We start from the raw sequence: 22,523 nt of genomic DNA, 5'->3' as shown, positions 1-22,523 counted from the left end.
CGCGTGTCCGTAGGATCCCGGCATGAGCGACCGCAGCGGCGAGCACCATGTCGACGACTCGGCGAGGGTGGTCATCCGCTACGAGTCCGGACGCGCGGCCCGCCAGCTCGTCGGGTTCGGTGTGGCGGCGCTGATCATGATCGCGCTTGCCGCACTGGGCATCGTGATGATCGTCGCGTCCCTGAGGCAGATGGAGCTCGCGGGCAAGGTCATCGGCTGCGGGTTCGGGATCTTCTTCGTCCTGGTCGCACTCGTGAGCCTGGTCAGTGCGGCGGAGGTCCTCACGCGCATTGTCCGGTGGTCGCGTCAGAGCGAGCCGCTCGTGAGCATCGACGACGAGGGAGTCGACGGGCTCTTCGTCGTCGATGGGGCGGTCGGCGCCGGGCAGCCGCACCTCACGTGGAGCGAGATCTCCTCGATGCGACTTGACAGCCATCTCCCTCGGGCCCGCAGGACCAACGCTCTGGCGCAGCTCGACGCCGAGCACCTCGCGCGTCAGGCGGTGCGGCGTGGCCTCGACCGGTCGGCGGGTGTGAAGCTCGGGATGCGCGATGGCCGCCGCTCGATCGGGCTCGAGCTCCTCGATGGGCGCACGGCCCACCGCGACCTCACCCTGCCGCTCGGGCCCGAGTCCTTCGGCGCGGTGGTACCCCGGGTCTTCGACCTCGCCAGCACCCACGGCCTGGACGTCGAGCTCCACGGCACCTCCTCGCCTGAGTCGCGACGCGGCGTCAGGACACCCGAGCAGTCCGGGCGTGGGGGTGGTCGGCCTCGCGACCCTGGAACTCCAGGATGTCCGGGTTCTTGATGACTCCGTCGTGGATCTCGATCGCCTTGGAGATGGTCAGGCTCCTCGACCACGCCGACGGGCCCTCCATCACCGTGCGGAGGAAGGGCAGGAGGGCCTCGCTGATCTCCCAGGTGGCGGAGTTCCACAGGTACGACGGGCTGTGGTCGACGGCGTAGTAGTTCACTCCCTGCCCGACGACGAACATCGGGTCCTCGAACTCCGTGGGCCGCGCCCACTCGAACCCCATCCCCTCGTCGCAGGAGACGTCGATGATCAGGCTGCCCGGGGAGAACTCCTCGAGGTCCACGGTCCGCAGGTAGGTCATCGGTGCCAGTGGGTCCTGGAGGGTGCAGTTGATGACGATGTCGTGCGACGCGAGGAAGGTCGGGAGCAGGACATCGCCGTCGTCCGTGACCACCGTGCTGAGGTGGGTCGGGCCGTCGGCGGTGTTCAGCTGGGTGAGGTGCGCGCTGTGGATCGGCGCGCCGACCGCTGAGGCGCCTCGCTGGGTGAGGACCTGGATGTCGTGGATCCCGTGGGCCTTGAGCGCGGTGACCGCGCCGCGCGCGGTGGCCCCGAACCCGATGACGACCGCACTCATCCGGGGCCCGTAGTTGCCCGTCGACCCGCGCAGGCTGAGCGCGTGCAGCACGGAGCAGTAGCCGGCCAGCTCGTTGTTCTTGTGCAGCACGTGCAGGCTGAAGTCGCCCTGACGGCTCCAGTGGTTCATCGCCTCGAAGGCGATGAGCGTGAGCCCGCGATCGATCGCGGTCTGGGTCATCTGCGCGTCCTGCACGCAGTGCGGCCACCCCCACAGGACCCGCCCCTGCGGGATCGCGGTCACGTCCGCAGCCTGCGGCTTGGGCAGCAGCAGGACGTCCGCGGACTCGATCACCTCGGAGCGATCCGCGACTCGTCCCACCCGCGACTCGATGTACCCGGGCTCCAGCTGGAAGTCCGTGGCGTATCCGCGCTCCACGATCATCTTGGCTCGCAGGTCGGGGTCGATCCGGTCCAGGTGGTGGGGGTGCAGCGGGAGTCGTCGCTCGTTCTCCATCGACGACCCTGCAAGCAGACCGAGGGTGAGGAGCGAGTCCGCAGCGTTCGTGCCTGACGAAGGGGGGACAGCTGAGGTGTGTTGAGCGGTGCCGGACATCCGGACTCCCATGGTTGGGGAACCCGAGTCAGCTCCTCCTTGGACTGTACGCCGAAGGATCTCGTCACCGGTCCGTGTCCACACCGTCGGGTGAGCTCAGCGCCGCGTGCTGCGGCTCTGCTCATCCACACGGCACGTCCCGTCCAAGGGCACGTCCACAGGACGGGTTTCAGCTCTGTGGGACCACGTCGCCGAGACGAGGCTGGCGCCATGGGAATCCGGTACTACGCATTCGCCTTCGATCGTGACCAGACGGAGCAGGCCCTGAGCGACCCCGACAACATCATGTCGGACGATCCGCTGGCCGACGCCTGGGGACTGGTGCCCCGCCGAGCCATGGCCAGCACGATCACCGGGGTTCAGACGCTGCCGCAGCGCGACATGCTCTACCTCGACAAGGCATGGCGGCATCTGCAGGTGCTCACCGGGCAGCTGGACGACTCGGCTGCGCGACCGGCATACCGCATGTTCGAGGGGGAGGTGACCTGGACCGAGCGGGGGCATCGGCGGTGGGTTCGCACGCTCAGACCCGGCGACATCCCCGAGATCGCCCACGACCTGTCGGCCATCGGCGCGGACGAGCTCGCCCGTTTGCCAGAGCTCGGGTTCGGTCATCGCGATCCGCAGGAGGAGATCTCCTACGTCGGTCATTTCCTCGGGCGAGCCCGCGCCTTCATGACCACACTCGCCGAGGACGGGCGCGGCATGGTCTACACGATCGGGTGAGCGCCATCCACCCCGGCCCGGGCGTCACCGCCGGTGGCCATGCCCATGACCACCTGTCATCATGTGGAGCATCAACAGATGCTCATGATGATGTGGAGGCTTCCATGCGCACGACGGTGACGATCGACGATGAGCTCATGGCCAGGGCGACGGAGCTGACGGGGATCGTGGAGCGTTCGGTCCTGCTGCGCGAGGGACTCGAGACGCTCATCCGGGTCGAGAGCGCTCGCCGACTGATTGCCCTCGGCGGTGCAGACCCCCATGCCACGGCGGCCCCACGGCGTCGAGGCGCGCCGGAGTGATCCTGGTCGACACCTCGATCTGGATCGACCACCTCCGTGCGGAGGAGCCCGAGCTCGTCGCGCGCCTGCAGGACGACGCGGTGGGTTGCCACCCCTACGTCATCGAGGAGCTGGCTCTGGGGTCCATCCGAGAGCGTGACCGAGTCGTGGGCCTGCTCGCTGACCTGCACACGTTCCCTGTCGTGACGCACCGCGAGCTCCTCGAGCTGGTGGACAGACGCCGCCTCTGGGGGCGTGGTCTCAGCGCTGTCGACACGCACCTGCTCGGGTCGGTCGCGCTGGTCCCCGGTGGGCGGCTGTGGACTCGCGACCGGCGTCTGCTCGCCGCCGCCCGGGATGTCGGGGTCCGCTGTCACGACACCCTGTGACGTCTCGGCTGTTCACCAGCGCGAGCCACCACCTCATGCCATCCACACCGCGTCAGGCCAACGAGCCCGAGCGCATGAAGTCCTCGAGGCGCCTCTGGAAGGGCGCGATGTCGATCTGCTGCTCCTGCAGCCACGCCGCCGAATAGTACTTGTCGAGATAGCGCTCACCCGGGTCGCAGATCAACGAGACGATGCTCCCCTTCGTCCCTGCCTGCACCATCTCGGAGACGATGCGCAGCGCGGCCCACAGGCTCGTCCCCGTGGAGGCGCCCGCCCGCGTGCCGAGCAGCTGCTCCAGGAGCAGGACCGAGGCGATCGAGGCCGCGTCAGGCACGCGCATCATCCGGTCGATGCTCGACGCGATGAAGCTCGACTCGACCCGCTGCCGTCCGATGCCCTCGATGCGTGATCCCACGTCCGTCGTGACCGTCGGGTCGTGGTCGCGCCACCCCGGGAAGAAGGCCGAGTTCTCCGGGTCGGCCACGCAGATGCCCGTGGACCGTCCGGTGTAGCGGACGTACCGGGCCAGGGTCGCCGAGGTGCCACCGGTCCCGGCGGTCGCGACGATCCAGGCCGGCTCCGGGTGCTCCTCCATCGACATCTGCTCGAAGATCGACTCGGCGATGTTGTTGTTGCCGCGCCAGTCGGTGGCCTGCTCGGCGTAGGTGAACTGGTCCATGTAGTGACCGCCGGTCTCCTCCGCGAGTGCCGTGGCCACCGAGTAGACCTCGTGGGCGTTGTCGACGAAGTGGCAGGTCCCACCGTGGAACTCGATGAGCTCCACCTTCTGCCGACTCGTCGAGCGTGCCATGACCGCGTAGAAGGGGACGCCGATCAGCGAGGCGAAGTAGGCCTCGGACACGGCGGTCGACCCGCTGGAGGCCTCGATGACCGGCCTGCCCGGGTGGATCCACCCGTTGCACAGGGCATGGAGGAAGAGGGAGCGGGCCAGCCGGTGCTTCAGGGACCCGGTGGGGTGCACCGACTCGTCCTTGAGGTAGAGGTCCACGCCCCACTGCGCGGGCAGCGGCACCCGGACCAGGTGCGTGTCCGCCGACCGGTTGGCGTCGCTGCGCACCCTGCGGATCGCCGTCTCGAGCCACTGGCGGTAGTCGGGGTCGTAGCGGTTGACGTCCTCCTCGGCGGCGACGGTGGTCGTGGGCGGAGTGGTGTGACTAACCATGCTCGTACGATGTCACCCGGTCGCAGCCTGCGTCCGCGTGACGGCCCCCAGTGAGGTAGATGTGATGTCTGACGACCAGCTCCCCCCGTGCCCCGAGTGCGCCAGCGACCTCACCTACGAGAGCGGCGGGTTCCTCGCCTGCCCCATGTGCGCCCACGAGTGGACGCCGGGCGCGCAGGACACCGACGCCGCTGACGCCGAGCCGGTCACCCGTGACGCGGTCGGCAACCTGCTCGTCGACGGCGACACGGTGACGATCGTCAAGAGCCTCAAGGTCAAGGGATCGGGCGGCAGCTCGCTCAAGATCGGCACCAAGGTGAGCGGGATCCGGATGATCCCCGACAGCGGTGACGGCCACGACATCGAGGCCAAGGTCGCCGGCTTCGGCGAGATCCTGCTCAAGTCCAGCGTCGTCAAGAAGGCCTGACCGCGGGTCTGCCGTGGGCGGGTGCGTGTGCTTGGCCATGATCGGTGTCGCCCGCTCGGCCACCCATCGCTGCGAGTCCGTGGGTGCGTCGCGAGGGGTGTCCATCCGTCGAATCCACGTGCGGTGCAGAGCCATTGGTTCGCCGGTGGAATGACCTGCCCGACGTGCCTGTTGTCCCCACCATGCGTGCGATGACCTATGACCGGTACGGCGACGACGACGAGCTGCGGATGACCGACCGCCCGGTGCCCAAGGTCGGGCCAGGCGAGGTCCGCATCCGGGTGACGAGGGCGGCGGTCAACCCCGTGGACTGGAAGGTGATGTCCGGGGGCCTCGACGGCCTCATGGACGCGACCTTCCCCGCCATCCCCGGGTGGGACGTCGCCGGCGTCGTCGACGCGATCGGCCCCGACACCCCGGAGTTCACCCCCGGCGACCGGGTGGCCTCCTACGCCCGCAAGCAGGTCGTCTCCGGCGGCACCTTCGCCGAGTACGTGACGGTCATGGCCGACGACGTCGCGGCCGTGCCCGACGGGGTGGGCGACGACGTCGCCGCGGCCCTCCCGCTCACCGGGCTCACCGCCCTTCGCGTCCTCGAGACGCTCGCCGTGACCAAGGGGGACACCCTCCTGGTCCACGCCGCGTCCGGTGGGGTCGGCCACCTCGCCTCGCAGCTGGCCGTGGCCGCCGGAGCGACCGTGGTCGGCACTGCCTCCCCGGCCAACCACGACAAGCTGAGCTCGATCGGCGTGACCCCGGTGGCCTACGGCGACGGCCTGCAGGAGCGCCTGCGCGACGTCGCCCCCGACGGCTTCGACGCCGTGGCCGACCTCGTCGGTGGCGTCCTCGACGTCTCCCTCGACGTCCTGCGCGAAGGGGGCCGGATCGCCTCGATCGCCGACCCGACGGTCGAGGAGCACGGTGGTCGCTGGGTGTGGGTGCGACCCGACGGCGAGCGCCTGTCGCAGCTGCTCGAGGAGGTCGCCGCTGGGCGACTCGAGGTCGAGATCGACCGCAGCCTGCCTCTCGAGCAGGTCGCCGAGGCTTTCGCGCTCAGCCGCAGCGGCTCGGCCAACGGCAAGATCGTCATCGAGGTGACGGCCGGGAGCTGATCGCCACGTCATCGGAGCTCGGTTGGGTCTTGCCAGTGGGAGGCGCGTGCCCGAGGCTGGTCGTCATGGATGAGACGAAGATCGTGAGCGCCAGCACCGTCATCGCTGTCCCTGCGGAGACGATCTTCGAGGAGATCGCGGACCCCGCGCGTCAGCCCGCGTGGGACGGCAACGACAACCTCGCCGAGGCACCCCCGGGACAGCGCGTGCACGCCGTCGGCGACGTCTTCGTCATGGCCCTGACCAAGGACGGCGTGCTGCGCGACAACCACGTCGTCGAGTTCGAGGAGGGGCGGCTCATCGCCTGGCGCCCCTCGGAGCAGGGGAGCCCGCCCCCCGGCCACCTGTGGCGGTGGGTGCTGCGGCCCCTCGACGGCGGGCGCACCGAGGTCACGCACACCTACGACTGGACCGACCTGAGCGACGAGACCCGCCTGCCCCGCGCCCGTCGCACCACCAGCGAGCGCCTGCAGGACTCCCTCGACCGTCTCGCCGCGCTCTTCGGCTGACGGAGGAGACGTCGTGAGCGAGCGTGGCGACCCCGTCGAGGAGGCCATGCGGGCCTGCCCGCGCACGAGGTTCCTGCCGCTCGAGCTGCGCAGCGAGGCGGGCGAGGACGCCCCCGTGCCCATCGGGCACGAGCAGACCAACTCCCAGCCGAGCACCGTCGCCGCCATGCTGCGCCTGCTCGACGTGCGACCGGGCCACCGCGTGCTCGACGTCGGCAGCGGCTCCGGCTGGACGAGCGCGGTCCTCGGCGAGCTCGTCGGGCCAGCGGGCCGCGTCATCGGGGTCGAGCGCGTGCCCGAGCTCGTGGACCGGTCCCGGCGGGCGCTCGCCGAGGCACCACGGCCGTGGGTCGAGGTGCGCCAGGCGCAGGGTGACGTCCTCGGGATGCCCGAGCTCGCTCCCTTCGACCGCATCCTCGTCTCCGCCGCACCGACCGCGCTCCCGCAGGCGCTCGTCGACCAGCTGATCGAGGGTGGCGTCATGGTCATCCCCGTCACCGGCGAGATGCTCCGGGTGACGCGCGGCCCGGACGGCGCGCAGACCACCCGCCACGGCCCCTACAGCTTCGTCCCCCTCGTCGAGGGCTGACCGCACCCTGCCGCCGCGTCCGGCGGTGGCACCATGGCAGGTATGGACGCCACGCCTCCGCCACCTGCCGAGCACGACACCACGGACTGGGCCTTCGTCGTCGACGACGGCTGCGCCGAGTGCGGGTACACCACCCACGACCCGGTCCTGACGAGCGAGCGCCTGCAGGCCACCGTCCCGCGCTGGGCGAGCGTCCTCGAGCGCCCCGGTGCCACGCAGCGCCCGGCGCCCGCGGTGTGGTCGCCGCTCGAGTACGCGAGCCACTCCCGTGACCTCGTGCGGGTGCTCGGCGAGCGCGTGACGATGATGCTCGCGCAGGAAGGGGCTCCCTTCGCCGACTACGACGGGGAGGCCGAGGCCGTCCGCCAGGAGTTCTGGGCCGGCGACCCGCAGACCGTGGCCGGGGAGATCGCGGCAGAGACGCAGCGCACCGTCGACGTCCTGGGCGGGGTCCGGGGCGAGGCCTGGGAGCGCACGGGTCTGCGAGGTGACGGTCAGCCCTTCACGGTCGCCCAGCTGAGCCGCTACCTGCTGCACGACATCGAGCACCACCTGCACGACGTCGACGGATGACTCCCATGGGCCGGATCGGCGCCGCCGTCGCCGGCCTGCCACCGGGGGCCTTCGCCTTCGTCATGGCGACCGGCATCGTCTCGGTGGGGTTGGACCAGCAGGGTCTGTCGGCTGCCTCGAACGTGCTGCTGGTGGTGGCCGTCGTGGCATACGTGCTCCTGGTCCTCGCCCTCGTCGGCCGGCTCGTGGGCCACCGCGAGCGCGCCGTCGCCGACCTGCACGACCCGCGGCGGGCCTTCGGGTACTTCACCGTGGTCGCCGGCTCCGGGGTCCTCGCGGTCCGCCTCCTGGAGGTGCAGCCGACGGTGAGCACAGTCCTCCTCGCCGTCGCGAGCGTGGTGTGGCTGGTCCTCGGGTACGCGGTGCCGTGGGCGGCGGTGCTCTCCCGTGCGCAGCGCCCCGTGCTCACCGAGGCCAACGGCACGTGGTTCATCTGGGTCGTCGCGAGCCAGTCGGTCGCGACGGCGTCCGCGGGTCTGGAGCCGCTCGTCGACACGGGGCAGGACGCGCTCGCGGTCCTCGCCGTCGTCGCGTGGTCGGTGGGCGTCGTGCTCTACGCCGCCTGCGCGGTCTTCGTCGCGCTGCGCCTGGTGCAGTACCCGCTGACGCCGGAGGACCTCGACCCGCCGTACTGGGTGTCGATGGGTGCCGTGGCCATCACGGTGGTCGCCGGCGCCAAGATCGTGGAGATGACCTCGACACCGATGGTCGACGCGACCTCGGGGCTGATCGCCGGCCTTGTCGTCCTGTGCTGGGCCTGGGCCACCTGGCTCATCCCCGTCCTCGTCGCCGTCGGCGTCTGGCGGCATGTCGTGCACCGCCTCCCGCTGCGCTACGAGTCGACGTGGTGGAGCATCGTCTTCCCCCTCGGCATGTACGCCGTCGCCGGGATGTACCTCGGCCGGGCCGACTCCCTGCCCCTCGTCGAGAGGATCGGCTCGGCCTGGCTGTGGGTCGCGGTCGTCGCCTGGGCATGCGCGGCGGCGGCGATGGTGCTCGGCCGGTTGCCCTCCGTCCGGCATACGGTCGAAGCATGAGCACCACGCGACAGGTCCACGTCCGCTCGGTCCGCGACGAGCCGGCGAAGGGGGATGGTCACCGGGTCCTCGTCGACCGCCTCTGGCCCCGGGGCGTGAGCAAGCAGGACGCAGCAGTCGACGAGTGGCTCAAGGAGGTCGGCCCGTCCACGCAGCTGCGGACGTGGTTCGGTCACGACCCGGAGCGCTTCGAGGAGTTCGCCCGTCGGTACGAGCATGAGCTCGAGGACTCCGACGCGTGGCAGCACCTGCAGGAGGTCGTCGCCGACCACGGCCGCGTGACCCTGCTCTTCGGTGCCTCGGACCGGGAGCACAACCAGGCGGTCGTCCTGCAGGCGCTGCTCACTCGCTGACCATGAGCCGCTGAGTGCGATCAGGCGCCCTGGTCGGCCATGCACTGATCGATGGCCATGCCCAGGCCCTCCTCCAGGATCGCGTAGTCGGAGTCCTGCAGGTAGGCGAAGGGCTTGACGGTCTTGCCCTGGTACGCCGCCCCGCTCCCGACGGTCGCCCTGGAGTGGATGAGCGGCTCCGAGGTGGCGCCGGTCTCGGCCATCCAGTGGTCGACGGCGACGGAGGCGTAGCTCGCGCACTGGGGCAGGCCCGCGCCGTCCGGGGCCGGGGCCGAGATGATCATGGCTCCCATGGAGCTGAGCGGCATCCACGCGGTGTTGCCGCTCATGTGGTTGGCATAGGCGTTGGGGTTCCAGTCGACCTTGTAGCAGTGGTGCGCGGAGGCGGCCGTCGCCGCGCCGACGGTCAGCGCAGCCGTGCCGGCGGCGACCGCCAGGCTCCTGCGCCAGATGTGGTGTGCCATGGAGTGCTCCTTCGAGGGGGCCGCCGGCCCGCCCGGCGACGACCCCTCCAGCAGACTCCTGACGGGTGGCCCTCGCCATGCGTAGATCTACCCATGGCGGACGAGCGACGGGGTGTGCTCGAGGAGCCCGATCTCCTGGGCCCTGACGACGGCGCTGAGCCGGTCGCCCACGTCGAGCTTGTCGTAGATGTTGGACAGGTGCCGGTGCACCGTGCGCTGGGAGCACCCGGCGCGGTGGCCGGTGGCGGAGGCCTTGTGCCCGTCCGCGAGGAGCCGGAGCACCTGCAGCTCGCGAGCAGTCAGCTGGGCGATGTGCAGGGAGCTGCGGGGCAGGTCGTGCGGCTCCAGCATGCTGACCAGGCCGGCGACGGCCGGCTGGACGGTGCGCAGCCGGTCCAGGTCGGCATCCGAGTAGTCCGCACCTCGGCGGCCGACGAGGAAGGCGACGAACTGCTCCCCGCTGCGCACCGGCAGCGCCGCGACCTGGTCGATGCCCCAGATGTCGATGCTGCCGAGGCACTTGGCGCTCGCCTGCCAGGCCTCCTGCCCGCCGTAGGCGCGACCGGCGGTGGTCGGCGTGAGGTCACCCGAGCGGAAGGTGTCGAGCAGGGGGTCGGGGCCGGCCGTGATGCGCAGCTCCTCGCTCAGGCGTGACTGCGCGTCGTGGGTGGCCCCGTGGCCGAGCGCACGGACCTCGTAGCCGTCCGGGGCGCCGTGCACCATCAGGCCGGTGGGCGAGTCGAGCAGCTCGATCAGCAGGTCGCTCATGGTGACCAGCCGGCCGTCGACGTGCGCAGGCGCCTCCGCGACCCTCGTGATGAGCTCGACGACCGCGCGATATGGATCCATGCCCTGCCCCGACACGAGCCCCATTGTCCTCCGCGATCAGCGGTTGGCAACCCTCCCGGTCGACAGCGGTGCCTGCCACCGCGACTGCTCGTGGAAGTGGTGCACCGGGCCGGGCCCTCCGCCGATGTCCAGGCTGTCACCGTGGCGCAGTGCCTCGGTGAGCCAGGCCTTGGCCTCGAGCACTGCCGAGAGCCAGTCCTCGTGCCGAGGGCGAAGGGCGGCGATCGCCGAGCTGAGCGTGCAGCCGGTGCCGTGCGTCGAGCTCGTCGCGATGCGGGGAGCCTCGATCGGCACGGACCCGCCCGCGTCGGCCCACAGGTCGACCGACGCGTCGCCCTCGAGGTGCCCGCCCGTGAGCAGCACCCGTCGGGCGCCGAGGTCGAGCAGCCGCTGGGCCTGCCCGCGCAGGCCGTCCACCGTCCCCACGGTGTCCTCGCCGAGCAGCACGGCGGCCTCCGGGAGGTTGGGGGTGATGACGTCGGCCCGGGGCAGCAGGGCCCGCACGGCGGCCACCGCGTCCGGGGCGAGCAGACGTGAGCCCGAGGTCGATACCATCACCGGGTCGAGCACGACCGGCACCGTGGCCAGGGGCCCGGTGACGAGCAGCTCGTGCACCATCTCGACGATCGCTACGGAGGCGAGCATGCCGAGCTTGACCACCTCGACGTGCACGTCCGCCACGAGGGTCTCGACCTGTGCCCGCACGATCTCGGTGGGGACCTCGTGCACATGCGTGACGCCCCGCGTCGACTGTGCTGTCAGGGCCGTGATGACGCATGTGCCATAGGCGCCGAGCGCGCTGCAGGTCTTCAGGTCGGCCTGGATCCCGGCCCCTCCCGAGGGGTCCGACCCGGCGATCGAGAGGACCACGGGTGGACGGGGGAGAGGGGCTGCCATGCCGCAACCGTAGCCATGTGGTTGTATCGGAGGACCCCCACGGGAGCTCGGGCACGAGCTGAGATCGGACTGTTGCCGTCCGGACCGTCTGAACCTGTCCGGATCATGCCGGCGAAGGAAGAGGAGGCGCAGACATGCGCGCTACCCATGAGCTCGAGGTCCACCCCCAGCATCGTCGTGAGGAGCTCGTCGACCCCCACGACCCGTCCGTGCGGGTCCCGGTCACGGCCATCGCGCTGGCCGACAGCCCCGACGGGACTCCCAACGAGGAGGTGCACGTCTACCGCACGATGGGACCCGGGGCGGACCCGCACACGGGCCTCTCGCGTGGACGCGCGGACGGCATCGCCGGCCGTGGTGACGTCGAGACCTATGACGGGCGGCCTCGGGACCTGACCGACGACGGCCGGGCGGCCGTGCGGCGGGGCGAGGCATCGCTCGCGTGGAAAGGGGAGCGGCACGCCCCCCTTCGTGCCGTCGAGGGGGCAACCGTCACCCAAATGCACTACGCGAGGCGGGGGGAGATCACCGCGGAGATGCGCTACGTCGCTCTGCGAGAAGGCTGCTCGCCCGAGCTGGTCCGCGACGAGGTCGCCGCGGGACGGGCCATCATCCCCGTCAACGTCAACCACCCCGAGTCCGAGCCGATGATCATCGGCCGGGCCTTCCTGACGAAGATCAACGCCAACATCGGCAACTCCGCGGTGACCAGCTCGATCGCCGAGGAGGTCGACAAGCTGACGTGGGCCACCCGCTGGGGCGCCGACACGGTCATGGACCTGTCGACCGGCGATGACATCCACACCACCCGCGAGTGGATCATCCGCAACTCTCCCGTCCCGATCGGCACCGTGCCGATCTACCAGGCGCTGGAGAAGGTCGACGGGCAGGCCGACGCTCTCACCTGGGAGGTCTTCCGAGACACCGTCATCGAGCAGTGCGAGCAGGGCGTGGACTACATGACGATCCACGCGGGCGTCCGGCTGGCCTTCGTGCCGCTCACCGCCGACCGGGTCACCGGGATCGTCTCGCGGGGCGGCTCGATCATGGCCGGGTGGTGCCTGGCGCACCACCGGGAGTCCTTCCTCTACGAGCACTTCGACGACCTGTGCGAGATCTTCGCCCGCTACGACGTCGCCTTCTCGCTCGGTGACGGGCTGCGGCCGGGGTCGATCGCCGATGCCAACGACGAGGCCCAGCTCGCCGAGCTGCGCACCCTCGGTGAGCTGACCCAGCGGGCCTGGGCGCACGACGTGCAGGTGATGGTCGAGGGGCCGGGCCACGTGCCGCTGCACCTGGTCAAGGACAACGTCGACCTCGAGCAGGAGTGGTGCCACGGCGCTCCCTTCTACACGCTCGGCCCGCTCGTCACCGACATCGCGCCGGGCTACGACCACATCACCTCCGCGATCGGCGCCGCGGAGATCGCCCGCCACGGCACCGCGATGCTCTGCTACGTCACCCCCAAGGAGCACCTCGGGCTGCCGGACCGTGACGACGTCAAGACCGGGGTGATCACCTACAAGATCGCCGCGCACGCCGCCGACCTGGCCAAGGGGCACCCTCGCGCCCGAGAGCGCGACGACGCACTGAGCCGGGCCCGCTTCGAGTTCCGGTGGCACGACCAGTTCGCGCTCTCGCTCGACCCGCAGACCGCGATGGCCTTCCACGACGAGACACTGCCCGCGGAGCCGGCCAAGACCGCGCACTTCTGCTCGATGTGCGGCCCGAAGTTCTGCTCGATGCGGATCAGCCAGGACATCCGTGACGCCTACGGGTCGGCCGCCGCGCAGCGCGCGGTCGTGGAGGCAGGCATGGCGGCGAAGTCACGGCAGTTCGTCGAGCTCGGCTCCAGCGTCTACGTGACCGAGGAGCCCGGCCGATGAGCCTCGTCCCGGGGTTGCCGCCCACAGGGCGGGCCGCGGTCCGCGCCGGCGTCGTGGGCAACTACGTCGACCAGGTCAACATCTTCCTGCCGGTCGTCGCGCTCGCGCCGGCGCTCACGACGCTGGCCGGTCCGCACGTCGGCGTCACCGCTGGCGCCGTCGTCATCGTCGCCACGCTCCTCGGACGACCCATCGGCTCGATGGTCTTCGGGCGGATCTCGGACCGGGTCGGTCGTACCCGCACTACCAAGGTGGCCATCGCCGGTACGGCCGTGTGCACCCTGGCCATCGCCGCCGTGCCCACCCACGACAGCATCGGGGCGGCCGCGATCGCCGCGGTCGTCCTCCTGCGCTTCGCCGGCGGGATCTTCCTCGCGGGTGAGTACACCTCGGCCATCCCCCTCGCCATGGAGTGGTCGCAGCCGCGCCGCCGCGGCCTGGTCTCCGGGCTCATCATGTCGATGGCCCCGTGGGCCCAGTCCAGCATCGCCTTCGCCACCGCCGGTCTCGTCGCGCTCCTCGGACCGCGCGAGTACGCCGAGTGGGGCTGGCGACTGGCCTTCGTCGCCGGCGGGTGCGCGAGCCTCGCGCTGCTGCGCTACTACTCCGCCCGGGTGGCCGATGCGCCGCACGTGGCGAGGCAGCACGACCAGCGCGAAGGGAGCGCTCCCGCCTCCCTCGGGCTGCGCGCCGTGCTCGGCGGTGCCCACGCCGGGGCCTTCTGGCAGATCTTCGGGCTGATGAGCGGGCTGTGGCTGATGACCAACATGGTCGTGATCCTCGCGACCGGGCGGCTCGCGGCGGACCACGGGCTCCCGGGCGGCGAGGTCGCGGTCGTCATGGGCGTCGCCGCCATCGCCCAGGCCGTCGTGATGTCGCTGACCGGCCACTGGTCCACGCTCCTCGGGCGCCGGCGCTTCTTCGTCGCCTGGGGTGCCGTCGCCGCGGTACTCGCCCCCGCACTGTGGCTCGCCACGATGAGTGCCGGCGTCCTCCCCTTCGTCGTGGGGATCGCGCTGCTCCAGGTCGTGACGGTGTGTGGGTACGGACCGGTGGGCGCCTACCTCTGCGAGCGCTTCCCCTCGCCGGTGCGCGCGACGGGCTACGGCACCGCGTACTCGCTCTCGATCGTCCTGCCCGCCCTGTGGCCGTGGTGGCTGCCGACGCTGGAGTCGCTGATCGGCCCCGACGTCGCCGTCGCCGCAGTCCTGGCCGTCGGTGGCCTGCTCGTCGCGGGGTGTGGTGCGCTGGGGCCGCGTCTGGCGCCTGCACACCTCGAGCGCGGTGTGGAGGACCTGGCGCTCGCGTCACCCGACCCGGTGCCCTCCCGATGAAGGAGCTGCGCGCGGGGATCCGCGACTCGATCGACGCGATGCGCATGCGGGGGCCGTTGGTGCACGGCGCCACGGGCTCGGTGACCCGGGCGCTGGTCGCCGACGGCCTGCTCGCCGCCGGCGCCCGGCCCATGCTCACCGAGAGCGAGCAGGAGGCACCCGTCCTCGTGACCATCGCCGACGCCCTCCTGGTCAACCTCGGGTCGCTCGGCGCGGACGGGATGGCCGGCATGCTCCCCACCGCGCGGGTCGCGGTGTCCGCAGGCATCCCGTGGGTGCTCGACCCGACGGCGATCGGGCTGGCGCCGGTGCGCACCCGGATGGCTCACGAGCTGCTCGCGCTGGGACCGACAGCGGTGCGCGGCAACGGCTCGGAGGTCGTCACGTTGGCGGGTGGTGCGGGTGGTGGGCGTGGCGCGGACAGCACGCTCGCTCCCGACGCCGCGGCGGCTGCGGCACGCGAGGTCGCTGTGCGACACGGGTGCGTCGTCGCCGTCTCGGGGGCCGTCGACGTCATCACCGACGGTGGTCGCACGACCCGGGTCGACTCCGGGTCACCCACCCTCACCAGGGTCACGGGGACCGGGTGCCTCCTCGGCGCCCTGACGGCGGCCCACCTGGCGGCGGCACCTCCCTTCGTCGCGACCGTGGCGGCCACCGCGCTGCTCACGGTGGCCTCCGAGCGGGTCACGCACCCGGGGCCCGGCAGCTTCCGCGTCGCCCTGCTCGACGCGCTCGACGCGGTCACGCCCGCCGAGGTGGCGCAGGAGGTGCGGCTGTCATGGGGCTGATCGACTGGCGGTTGTACCTCGTCACGTCGGGGCACGGTCCGTCGACGGTGGCCGCGGCCGCGGCTGCCGCCGCGGCCGGTGCGGGGGTCGTCCAGGTCCGCGCCAAGCACCTGCTCGCAGGAGACCTGCTCGACCTCGTCCTCGCCGTGGCCGAGGCCGTGGAGGCTGTCGCGCCGGCCACCCGGGTGCTCGTCGACGACCGGGCCGACGTCGCCCGTGCCGCGCGCCGCCGCGGCGCTGCGGTCCACGGGGTGCACCTCGGCCAGGCCGACCTCCCGGTGGCCGAGGCGCGGGAGCTGCTGGGGCCGGAGGCCGTCGTCGGGCTCACCGCCGGGACGCTGGAGCACGTCCGGGCGGCAGACGCCCGCACAGGCAGGTCCCGTCCCGACTACCTGGGCAGCGGGCCCTTCCGCCCGACCCCCACCAAGGACGTCGGGCGCCCACCCGTGGGGCTCGCGGGGTACCCCCTTCGTGCTGCCGCCACCGACCTGCCGGTCATCGCGATCGGCGACGTCACGCTCGCCGACATCCCGCTCCTGTCGACGACCGGCATCGCCGGGGTCGCCGTCGTGCGCGAGATCATGGGGGCGCCCGACCCGGGTGCCGCGGCCGCCTCCTGCCTGCGGCAGTGGCGGCGACGCGACGTCAGCGTCGAGCCGCGATCTCGTCGTCCACCCACACCGGTCGCGCGACCCGCAGGCCCGCCAGCGTGATCCCGAGGCCGGTCGTCGCTGCGAGCAGCACGAGGACCAGCGTCCAGCCACCGGTCGCCTCGTGCAGCAGGCCGACCAGGAGGGGGCCGATCCCCGCGAGCAGGTACCCGACCGGCTGGACGAAGCCCGACAGCTGCGCCGTGACGTGCGGGTCGCGGGTGCGCGCGGTGATCAGGGCGATGGCGGTGGGGAAGGCGAAGCCCGACAGGCCGAGCAGCACGGCCCACAGCCACGGCAGCGTGGCCGGGGCCAGCAGCAGGCCGAGGTAGCCGGCGACGGACAGGCCACCAAAGCCGATCATCCACACGGACAGGTCCCTGCTGCGGGCGATGACGGTCGGCATGATCAGGCCACCGATGATCCCGAGCGCCGCGAGGATCGACGTGAGGACCCCAGCGGTCGTGGCCGAGAGGCCCGCGTCGCGGTAGATCTGCGGGAGCCAGCCGAACTGCACGTAGGCATTGGTGGACTGCACCCCGAAGAGGACTGTCAGCGCGATGGCGGTCGGGGAGTGCCGGATCCGTGAGGTCGGACGCTCGCCGGCGGCGCGGCGGTGCACGCGGTCCTTGAGCGAGATGACGACCCAGGGGACGAGGGCGGTCAGGGCAACCACGCCCCACAGGCCGAGCGCCCCTCGCCACTGGCCCGGGGCAACCGCTGCGATCGGTGCCGCGAGCAGCGGACCTGCCGTGCCCCCGACCGTCAGGCCCATGCCGTAGATCGTCATCAGCCGGACGCCGCCGTCGCTGGAGTGCGTCTTGATCCACGCCGGGACCAGCACATTGCCCAGGCCCATGCCGGCGAGGCCGAGGGCGGTGAGCACGAGGAAGAGGGCCGAGGAGTCGGTCAGCACGCGGGCGACGAGCGTGACCACCACGCCGGCGACACCGAGGGTGATGCCGGCCGACAGGCCGACCTTGCGCGCCAGCCCGACGGCGAGCCCGCCGGCGACGGCGAAGGCGAACCCCGGCAGCGCCGTGAGCAGACCTGCCAGCGTCCCGCCCAGACCGAAGGAGGTGCGCACCTCCTCCAGGAGGGGACCGAGGGACGTGGCCCCCGGGCGCAGGTTGACCGAGATCAGCGCGACCGCGGTGACGATGAGGACGGGGCCGAAGGGGGGAGTCCGCCGGGTCGTCATGGACGGGCTCTCGTGGGTACTCACCACCGTGGTCTATCACTGGTGGGCGCTGCGCGTCCCATCGTGTTCCGTGCGGCGATGCCTAGGATCGGTCCATGCCTGCCGAGACCGACCCTGCCCCGAGCGTGCCGAGCTGGGACGACTACTTCCTCGGCATCGCCGGCGCAGTCGCGGCGCGTGCCAAGTGCACCCGCCGTCGCGTGGGCGCCGTGCTGACGATCGACCACCGGATCATCGCCACCGGTTACAACGGTGCGGCGCCGGGGGAGGCCGACTGCCTCCAGGGAGCCTGCCCGCGTGGACAGCTCGACTACGAGGCCGTCCCCGGGCTCGGCGACTACGACCGGCCGGGGAGTCCCGGCTTCTGCATCGCGATCCACGCAGAGGTCAACGCCCTGCTCTTCGCGACGCGCGACACCAAGGGCGCGACGGCCTACATCACCGATCCGCCCTGCCCCGGGTGCCGCAAGGCGCTCGCGGCCGCGGGCATCGTCCGGGCGGTCTGGCCGGGTGGCGCGCACGACCGCGCCGGGCTGACGACCTGGACCTGAGCACGCTCTGGCGCGCCCCCCTTCACCCGGCGGTGCTTCATGGGGACAATGGGGCATGAGCACCGACGCCAGCACCCACGACACACCCACCCCCGCCGACGCCGTGGTCGCGGCGGTCGACGGCAGCCACCGCGATGCCGCGGTGATCGAATGGGCGGGTGCAGAGGCGGTCGCGCTCTCCGCCCCGCTCCACCTCGTGCACGCCGTGGACCTCGGGACGCCGCTGTCCGCCTATGGCGAGCTGCTCACCAGCCCCGAGATCGTCGACCGCGTCGAGCAGGAGTCGGTGCGGGTCGTCACCGAGGCGCGCGCCACGGCCGAGGCGGCGCGACCCGGCCTCGCCGTGACCACCGCGCTGCCGACCGGGTCGCCGTCAGGTGCCCTGCTGGCGGCCGCCGAGGGGGCCAGGGTCCTCGTCGTGGGGTCCGCCCGCAAGAACCGCGCCGAGCGCATCGTGCTCGGCACGACGTCGATGAGCGTCGTCGCCCACGCCCCGTGCCCGGTGGTCCTCGTCCCCGAGAACGCTGACGCCACGGGTGACGGCCGCGTCGTCGTCGGCATCGACGGCAGCGAGCACAGCACCCTCGCCTTCCAGCACGCGCTCGACGCGGCCGCCCGGCGCGGCAAGAAGGTGACGACCGTGACCTCGTGGAATGTCGAGGTCGTGGGCGGCGTCGTCGTCACCGAGCCGGGGACACCCGAGTGGGAGACGGTCGACGCCCGCTACCGCGACATGGCCGAGCGCACCATCGCCGCCGACCGGCAGGCCCACCCCGAGATCGAGGTCGACGTGCAGGTGGTCCACGGCCGGGCCGCTGACTCGCTCGTGGAGGTGGCCGAGGGCGCGGACCTGCTGCTCGTGGGCTCGCGCGGCCGAGGTGGCTTCCGCGGGATGCTCCTGGGCTCGGTCTCGCAGCGCGTCCTCGCCCTGGCGACCTGCCCGGTGGCGATCCTGCACAAGCAGTAGTCCCCGGGGCGGGGGTGGTGGGTCAGGCCGAGTGGTCCGACTGCCACCGGCAGATCGCGGCCAGACCCTCGTCGGCGTCCTGCGGTCGGTGGCCCGTGCCGGGCACGGCACTGACGGTCGCGCCCTGCGCCTCGAGCGCGGCCGCGACCTCGGTGTACATCGGGGCGGCGTCACCCGTGAGCACGAGGGTGGGGACGAGGTGCGGTGTGTCCGTGCGCAGGGCGATCTCCCACGGCGCCGGGGTCGCGCGGATGCGTGCCGCGACCGCCTCGCAGGTGCCCGCGTCGAGGGCTGGTGGGTCCGCGCCCATGCCCGCGGCGAACCTCGCGAGGAAGTCCTCGCCACCCACTCCCGGGTCGTCGGCGACGGCGAAGACCGGCGCCATCGCGCTGATGTGCTGCTCGACGCCGCGCCCTCCCCGGGCGAGGTCGTAGCAGGCCGGCTCGATCAGCACGAGGCTGCGCACCATGTCCGGGCGACGTTGTGCCGCAAGCATCGCCGTGACCGCACCGTAGGAGTGCCCGACAAGGTGGCCGCGACCGCCGAGGGCCGCGATGGCCCGGTCGGCGTCGCGCTCGGGCTGGTCCGCGGCGCAGGTCCGCTGGAGGAAGACGTGGTCCGGGCGCTGGAGCTGCGCGATGAGCGGCCAGGCGTCGGGTCCGCTGCGGCCCCGGCCGTGGATGAAGACCGTGCGTGCGGGAGGTGCGTTGAGCAGGCCCATCTCAGCCCCTCGGCCGGAGTCGTCCGCCGGGCAGCGCCGGAGCGGGAAGGGGGGCGGCCTGTCCCTCGGGGAAGGGGCCGAAGCGCCCCGCGTCGCCGGTGGGGCCACCGATCTCGGCCATCCACTGCTCGCGCGCCGCGACGACCTCGTCGTGGCTGCCGCCGATGAAGTTCCACCACATGACGATCTGCTCGCCGAGCGGCTCGCCGCCGATGAGCACGACGCGGGCGCCGGTGGCCGACCGGAGGGTGATCGTGCGCCGGCCGGGCGCGAGGTACCCCAGCTCGCCGCTCCCCAGCGGGGCGCCCTCGAGCGTGATGTCACCGTCGTCGAGCAGGACCGCGTGCTCGTGCCCCTCGGGGACCTCGATCTGCGTCACGGCGTCGGCGTCGAGGATGATCTCTGCGCCGGTGAGGGGTGTAGGGGTGGCCACGGGCGAGACCACACCGAAGAGCTCGCCGAGGAAGACCCGGGCGATCCCACCGGGCACGTAGACCGGCTCCGGGACGTGGTGGTCGAAGGACGGGTCGGTGCCACGGGACCGCGTCGGGAGGGCGAACCAGAGCTGGACGCCGTGCAGCGTGCTCGTCTTCGGCGTGGAGAACTCCGAGTGGCTCACCCCGCGACCTGCCGTCATGAGGTTGAGCTCGCCGGGCCGCACGATCGCGTGCGCGCCGGTGGAGTCACGGTGCTCGATCTCGCCGGTGAAGAGCCAGGACACGGTCGCCAGCGAGGTGTGCGGGTGGCGCGGCACGACCATGCCGCCGGTCGCGGCGACGTCGTCGGGTCCGTAGTGGTCGAGGAAGCACCACGCGCCGACGAGGCTGCGCTGGCGCGAAGGGAGGGTCCGCCGCACCGGCATGGCGCGGGGACCGCCGAGCGGCACCTCGCGGGGGATCAGGATCTGCACGTCGTCCACTCCTGCGACGCTACCCCGATCCCGGTGGACAGGTGCGGTCCGTCTCCTGAAGGGTGACCCCCGTGACCGATGCCACCGCCCTGATCGTCGACCTTGCCCGCGCGAAGGGGGTCGACACCCACTGGTGGGACTGGCGCGGTGAGCACCGTGAGGTGCCCGAGACCTCGCTGCGGGCGGTCCTCGAGGCCCTGGGCGAGGACACGTCGAGCGAGGAGTCGCTGGCCGCAGCCCTCGAGCGCACCCGCACCGCGCCCTGGCGTCGCTCCCTCCCCCCGACCGTCGTCCAGCGTGAGGGGGACCCCCTTCGCCTCCTCGTGCACGTGCCGCACGGCAGCGCGGTCCGGGTCCACGTCGTCCTCGAAGGGGGCGAGCGCCGCGACCTCGAGCAGGTGGAGCACGTCGTCGACCCGCACGACGTCGACGGCCGGCTCGTCGGTGAGGCCGGCTTCGAGGTGCCGGCCGACCTGCCGCTCGGCTGGCACCGGCTCGTGGCCGAGACGGACGGCGACGCGCTCCCGGACGGTGGCGAGCGAGCGGTCCTGGTCACCGTGCCGCAGCGGCTCGAGCTGCCGGCCGTGCTCGAGGAGGAGCCCCGCACCGGCCTGATGACGCAGATCTACCAGGTGCGCAGCTCGGGCAGCCAGGGCATCGGTGACCTGGGTGATCTGGCGACCCTGGGGGAGTGGGCCGTGCGGGAGCACGATGCGCACTTCCTCCTCGTCAACCCGCTGCACGCTGCCGAGCTGGTCGCGCCGATGGAGCCCTCCCCGTACCTGCCGACGTCGCGCCGCTTCCTCAACCCGGTCTACATCGACCTGCGGCTCCTGCCGGGGCTGGCGGACCTGCCCGAGTCGGCACGCGCTCGGGTGGAGGACCTCGCTGACCGGGCGCGCGAGCTCAACGCCGCCGACACGATCGACCGCGACGCCGCGTGGGCGCTCAAGGACGCGGCGCTGCGGATCGCCTTCCGCCATCTCGGGCCGGCCCAGGCGGAGGAGGTCGCGCGGCTGCACCGCGACGAGGGCCAGCCGCTGGTGGACTTCGCGACCTGGTGCTCGCTGAGCGTGACGTACGGCACCCTCTGGCAGACCGACTGGCCGGAGGAGCTGCACGACCCCGCGTCGGCTGCCGTCGAGGCGCACCGCGAGGCCCACCGTGACGAGATCTCCTACGTCGTGTGGACCCAGTGGGTGGTGCGCCGTCAGCTCGCCCGGGCCCAGCAGCGGCTGCGGGCCGCGGGCATGACGATCGGCGTCATCGCGGACCTCGCCGTGGGCATCCACCCCGAGGGCGCTGACGCCTGGGCGCTCGGTGACGCTCTCGCTCGCGGCATCGACGTGGGCGCCCCGCCGGACCAGTTCAACCAGCTGGGGCAGAACTGGTCCCAGCCACCGTGGCGGCCGGACCGGCTCGCGGAGCTCGGGTACGCCCCCTTCCGGGACATGCTGCGCGCGGTGCTCGCGGACGCCGGGGGACTGCGGATCGACCACATCATCGGCCTCTTCCGCCTGTGGTGGGTACCCGAGGACGCGTCGCCCGGTGACGGCGCCTATGTGCGCTACGACCACGAGGCTCTCATCGGGATCCTCGCCCTCGAGGCCCGGCGCGCCGGCGCGGTCGTCATCGGCGAGGACCTCGGCGTCGTCGAGCCCTGGGTGCGTGACCACCTCGTCGAGCGGGGGATCCTCGGCACGAGCGTCGCGTGGTTCGAGTGGGGCGAGGACGGTCGCCCCCGGCCGCCGGAGGACTACCGGGAGCTCTGTCTGGCGACAGTGACCACGCACGACCTCCCGCCCAGCGCCGGGTACCTCGCGCTGGAGCACGTCGCGATCCGTGAGCGCCTGGGCCTGCTGACCCGGCCCGTCGAGGAGGAGCGGGCAGCGGAGGAAGGGAGCATCCGCGCGGTCCGTGAGGCCCTCCACGAGCGGGGCCTGCTCGAGACCGTGGACGCGGCGGACGCGGCGGTGGTGGCGGCGCTCCATCGCTGGCTGGAGCTCACCCCTTCGCGACTGCGGGGGGTCGCGCTGACCGACCTCGTCGGCGACGTGCGTGCCGTCAACCAACCCGGGACGGACGAGGAGTACCCCAACTGGCGACTCCCGCTCGCCGGGCCGGATCGACGCCCCATCACCCTCGACGAGGTCGTCGAGGGATAACCCTCCATCTGG

26 protein-coding genes and 1 riboswitch are annotated in these 22,523 nt (G+C 72.2%); of the genes, 18 read left to right on the top strand and 8 right to left on the bottom strand.

Annotated features, from left to right (window positions below; genetic code table 11):
* The first annotated feature begins 22 nt into the window (after positions 1–22).
* Complete coding sequence (locus tag EXU32_RS11695; RefSeq protein WP_130630070.1) at positions 23–808, top strand: hypothetical protein; 786 nt, start codon at positions 23–25, stop codon at positions 806–808.
* On the opposite strand, the gene EXU32_RS11690 is transcribed toward EXU32_RS11695, so the two are convergent.
* A complete protein-coding gene (locus tag EXU32_RS11690; RefSeq protein ID WP_130630069.1) occupies positions 732–1,946 on the bottom strand; it encodes a N(5)-(carboxyethyl)ornithine synthase in 1,215 nt (404 codons plus the stop codon). The genes EXU32_RS11695 and EXU32_RS11690 overlap by 77 nt on opposite strands.
* A 210-nt stretch (positions 1,947–2,156) precedes the next feature.
* On the opposite strand from EXU32_RS11690, the gene EXU32_RS11685 reads away from it, so the two are divergent.
* The 3 genes from EXU32_RS11685 to EXU32_RS11675 all read left to right on the top strand — a co-directional run bounded on the left by EXU32_RS11685 (position 2,157) and on the right by EXU32_RS11675 (position 3,342).
* Positions 2,157–2,672, top strand: a complete 516-nt coding sequence (locus EXU32_RS11685) for a DUF1877 family protein (RefSeq protein WP_130630068.1) — start codon at positions 2,157–2,159, stop codon at positions 2,670–2,672.
* A gap of 104 nt (positions 2,673–2,776) precedes the next feature.
* Positions 2,777–2,974, top strand: a complete 198-nt coding sequence (locus EXU32_RS11680; RefSeq protein ID WP_130630067.1) for a type II toxin-antitoxin system VapB family antitoxin — start codon at positions 2,777–2,779, stop codon at positions 2,972–2,974.
* Positions 2,971–3,342, top strand: a complete 372-nt coding sequence (locus EXU32_RS11675; RefSeq protein ID WP_130630066.1) for a type II toxin-antitoxin system VapC family toxin — start codon at positions 2,971–2,973, stop codon at positions 3,340–3,342. The genes EXU32_RS11680 and EXU32_RS11675 overlap by 4 nt, the downstream gene beginning before the upstream one ends.
* A gap of 52 nt (positions 3,343–3,394) precedes the next feature.
* On the opposite strand, the gene EXU32_RS11670 is transcribed toward EXU32_RS11675, so the two are convergent.
* The gene (locus EXU32_RS11670) at positions 3,395–4,525 is read right to left on the bottom strand and encodes a PLP-dependent cysteine synthase family protein (protein WP_130630065.1); all 1,131 of its coding nucleotides are present in this window, start codon (positions 4,523–4,525) and stop codon (positions 3,395–3,397) included.
* 64 nt (positions 4,526–4,589) lie between these two features.
* On the opposite strand from EXU32_RS11670, the gene EXU32_RS11665 reads away from it, so the two are divergent.
* The 7 genes from EXU32_RS11665 (at position 4,590) to EXU32_RS11635 (ending at position 9,125) form a co-directional block, all read left to right on the top strand.
* Entirely contained in the window at positions 4,590–4,952 is a 363-nt protein-coding gene (locus tag EXU32_RS11665; protein WP_130630064.1) for a zinc ribbon domain-containing protein YjdM, read from the top strand.
* Positions 4,953–5,134: 182 nt separating this feature from the next.
* The gene (locus tag EXU32_RS11660) at positions 5,135–6,064 is read left to right on the top strand and encodes an NADP-dependent oxidoreductase (RefSeq protein WP_130630063.1); all 930 of its coding nucleotides are present in this window, start codon (positions 5,135–5,137) and stop codon (positions 6,062–6,064) included.
* 65 nt (positions 6,065–6,129) lie between these two features.
* Positions 6,130–6,573, top strand: coding sequence for an SRPBCC family protein (locus EXU32_RS11655; protein ID WP_130630062.1), 444 nt, complete (start codon positions 6,130–6,132; stop codon positions 6,571–6,573).
* A gap of 13 nt (positions 6,574–6,586) precedes the next feature.
* Complete coding sequence (gene pcm / locus EXU32_RS11650) at positions 6,587–7,162, top strand: protein-L-isoaspartate O-methyltransferase (protein ID WP_347400276.1); 576 nt, start codon at positions 6,587–6,589, stop codon at positions 7,160–7,162.
* Between the two features lie 42 nt (positions 7,163–7,204).
* A complete protein-coding gene (locus tag EXU32_RS11645) occupies positions 7,205–7,735 on the top strand; it encodes a DinB family protein (RefSeq protein ID WP_130630061.1) in 531 nt (176 codons plus the stop codon).
* Positions 7,732–8,772, top strand: a complete 1,041-nt coding sequence (locus tag EXU32_RS11640; RefSeq protein ID WP_130630060.1) for a tellurite resistance/C4-dicarboxylate transporter family protein — start codon at positions 7,732–7,734, stop codon at positions 8,770–8,772. Before EXU32_RS11645 ends, EXU32_RS11640 begins: the two co-directional genes overlap by 4 nt.
* The gene (locus EXU32_RS11635; protein WP_130630059.1) at positions 8,769–9,125 is read left to right on the top strand and encodes a DUF488 domain-containing protein; all 357 of its coding nucleotides are present in this window, start codon (positions 8,769–8,771) and stop codon (positions 9,123–9,125) included. The genes EXU32_RS11640 and EXU32_RS11635 overlap by 4 nt, the downstream gene beginning before the upstream one ends.
* 20 nt (positions 9,126–9,145) lie before the next feature.
* Here the strand turns inward: EXU32_RS11635 and EXU32_RS11630 are convergent, their stop codons facing one another.
* The 3 genes from EXU32_RS11630 to thiD form a co-directional block, all read right to left on the bottom strand.
* Entirely contained in the window at positions 9,146–9,589 is a 444-nt protein-coding gene (locus EXU32_RS11630; protein ID WP_130630058.1) for a hypothetical protein, read from the bottom strand.
* 87 nt (positions 9,590–9,676) lie between these two features.
* Entirely contained in the window at positions 9,677–10,438 is a 762-nt protein-coding gene (locus EXU32_RS11625; RefSeq protein WP_165399656.1) for a helix-turn-helix domain-containing protein, read from the bottom strand.
* 36 nt (positions 10,439–10,474) lie between these two features.
* The gene (gene thiD, locus EXU32_RS11620) at positions 10,475–11,335 is read right to left on the bottom strand and encodes a bifunctional hydroxymethylpyrimidine kinase/phosphomethylpyrimidine kinase (RefSeq protein WP_130630056.1); all 861 of its coding nucleotides are present in this window, start codon (positions 11,333–11,335) and stop codon (positions 10,475–10,477) included.
* 29 nt (positions 11,336–11,364) lie between these two features.
* Positions 11,365–11,474, top strand: a riboswitch (TPP riboswitch).
* Between thiD and thiC the strand changes: the two genes are divergently transcribed.
* From thiC to EXU32_RS11600, 4 genes are all read left to right on the top strand, one after another.
* A complete protein-coding gene (gene thiC / locus EXU32_RS11615; RefSeq protein ID WP_130630055.1) occupies positions 11,470–13,221 on the top strand; it encodes a phosphomethylpyrimidine synthase ThiC in 1,752 nt (583 codons plus the stop codon). Its footprint overlaps the riboswitch before it by 5 nt.
* Complete coding sequence (locus EXU32_RS11610; RefSeq protein ID WP_130630054.1) at positions 13,218–14,555, top strand: MFS transporter; 1,338 nt, start codon at positions 13,218–13,220, stop codon at positions 14,553–14,555. The genes thiC and EXU32_RS11610 overlap by 4 nt, the downstream gene beginning before the upstream one ends.
* Complete coding sequence (thiM, locus tag EXU32_RS11605) at positions 14,552–15,346, top strand: hydroxyethylthiazole kinase (RefSeq protein ID WP_130630053.1); 795 nt, start codon at positions 14,552–14,554, stop codon at positions 15,344–15,346. Before EXU32_RS11610 ends, thiM begins: the two co-directional genes overlap by 4 nt.
* Positions 15,337–16,059: a thiamine phosphate synthase gene (locus EXU32_RS11600; protein WP_130630052.1), complete on the top strand. Its 723-nt coding sequence runs from the start codon at positions 15,337–15,339 to the stop codon at positions 16,057–16,059. Before thiM ends, EXU32_RS11600 begins: the two co-directional genes overlap by 10 nt.
* Here the strand turns inward: EXU32_RS11600 and EXU32_RS11595 are convergent.
* Positions 15,992–17,221, bottom strand: a complete 1,230-nt coding sequence (locus tag EXU32_RS11595) for an MFS transporter (RefSeq protein ID WP_130630051.1) — start codon at positions 17,219–17,221, stop codon at positions 15,992–15,994. The two genes, EXU32_RS11600 and EXU32_RS11595, sit on opposite strands and share 68 nt — an antisense overlap.
* Before the next feature lie 71 nt (positions 17,222–17,292).
* On the opposite strand from EXU32_RS11595, the gene EXU32_RS11590 reads away from it, so the two are divergent.
* Together EXU32_RS11590 and EXU32_RS11585 are read left to right on the top strand one after the other, a co-directional pair.
* The gene (locus EXU32_RS11590; protein WP_130630050.1) at positions 17,293–17,748 is read left to right on the top strand and encodes a deoxycytidylate deaminase; all 456 of its coding nucleotides are present in this window, start codon (positions 17,293–17,295) and stop codon (positions 17,746–17,748) included.
* 55 nt (positions 17,749–17,803) lie between these two features.
* Entirely contained in the window at positions 17,804–18,715 is a 912-nt protein-coding gene (locus tag EXU32_RS11585) for a universal stress protein (RefSeq protein ID WP_130630049.1), read from the top strand.
* Between the two features lie 22 nt (positions 18,716–18,737).
* On the opposite strand, the gene EXU32_RS11580 is transcribed toward EXU32_RS11585, so the two are convergent.
* Together EXU32_RS11580 and EXU32_RS11575 are read right to left on the bottom strand one after the other, a co-directional pair.
* The gene (locus tag EXU32_RS11580; RefSeq protein WP_130630048.1) at positions 18,738–19,436 is read right to left on the bottom strand and encodes an alpha/beta fold hydrolase; all 699 of its coding nucleotides are present in this window, start codon (positions 19,434–19,436) and stop codon (positions 18,738–18,740) included.
* Position 19,437: 1 nt separating this feature from the next.
* A complete protein-coding gene (locus tag EXU32_RS11575; RefSeq protein ID WP_130630047.1) occupies positions 19,438–20,355 on the bottom strand; it encodes a pirin family protein in 918 nt (305 codons plus the stop codon).
* Positions 20,356–20,417: 62 nt separating this feature from the next.
* On the opposite strand from EXU32_RS11575, the gene malQ reads away from it, so the two are divergent.
* Positions 20,418–22,511: a 4-alpha-glucanotransferase gene (gene malQ, locus EXU32_RS11570; RefSeq protein ID WP_165399655.1), complete on the top strand. Its 2,094-nt coding sequence runs from the start codon at positions 20,418–20,420 to the stop codon at positions 22,509–22,511.
* The last annotated feature ends 12 nt before the right edge of the window (positions 22,512–22,523 follow it).

The sequence above is a fragment of the Janibacter limosus genome (assembly GCF_004295485.1).
Taxonomy (GTDB): domain Bacteria; phylum Actinomycetota; class Actinomycetes; order Actinomycetales; family Dermatophilaceae; genus Janibacter; species Janibacter limosus_A.
The sequence above is the reverse complement of the archived record's forward strand: the minus strand, read 5'-3'. Positions and strand labels throughout refer to the sequence as shown.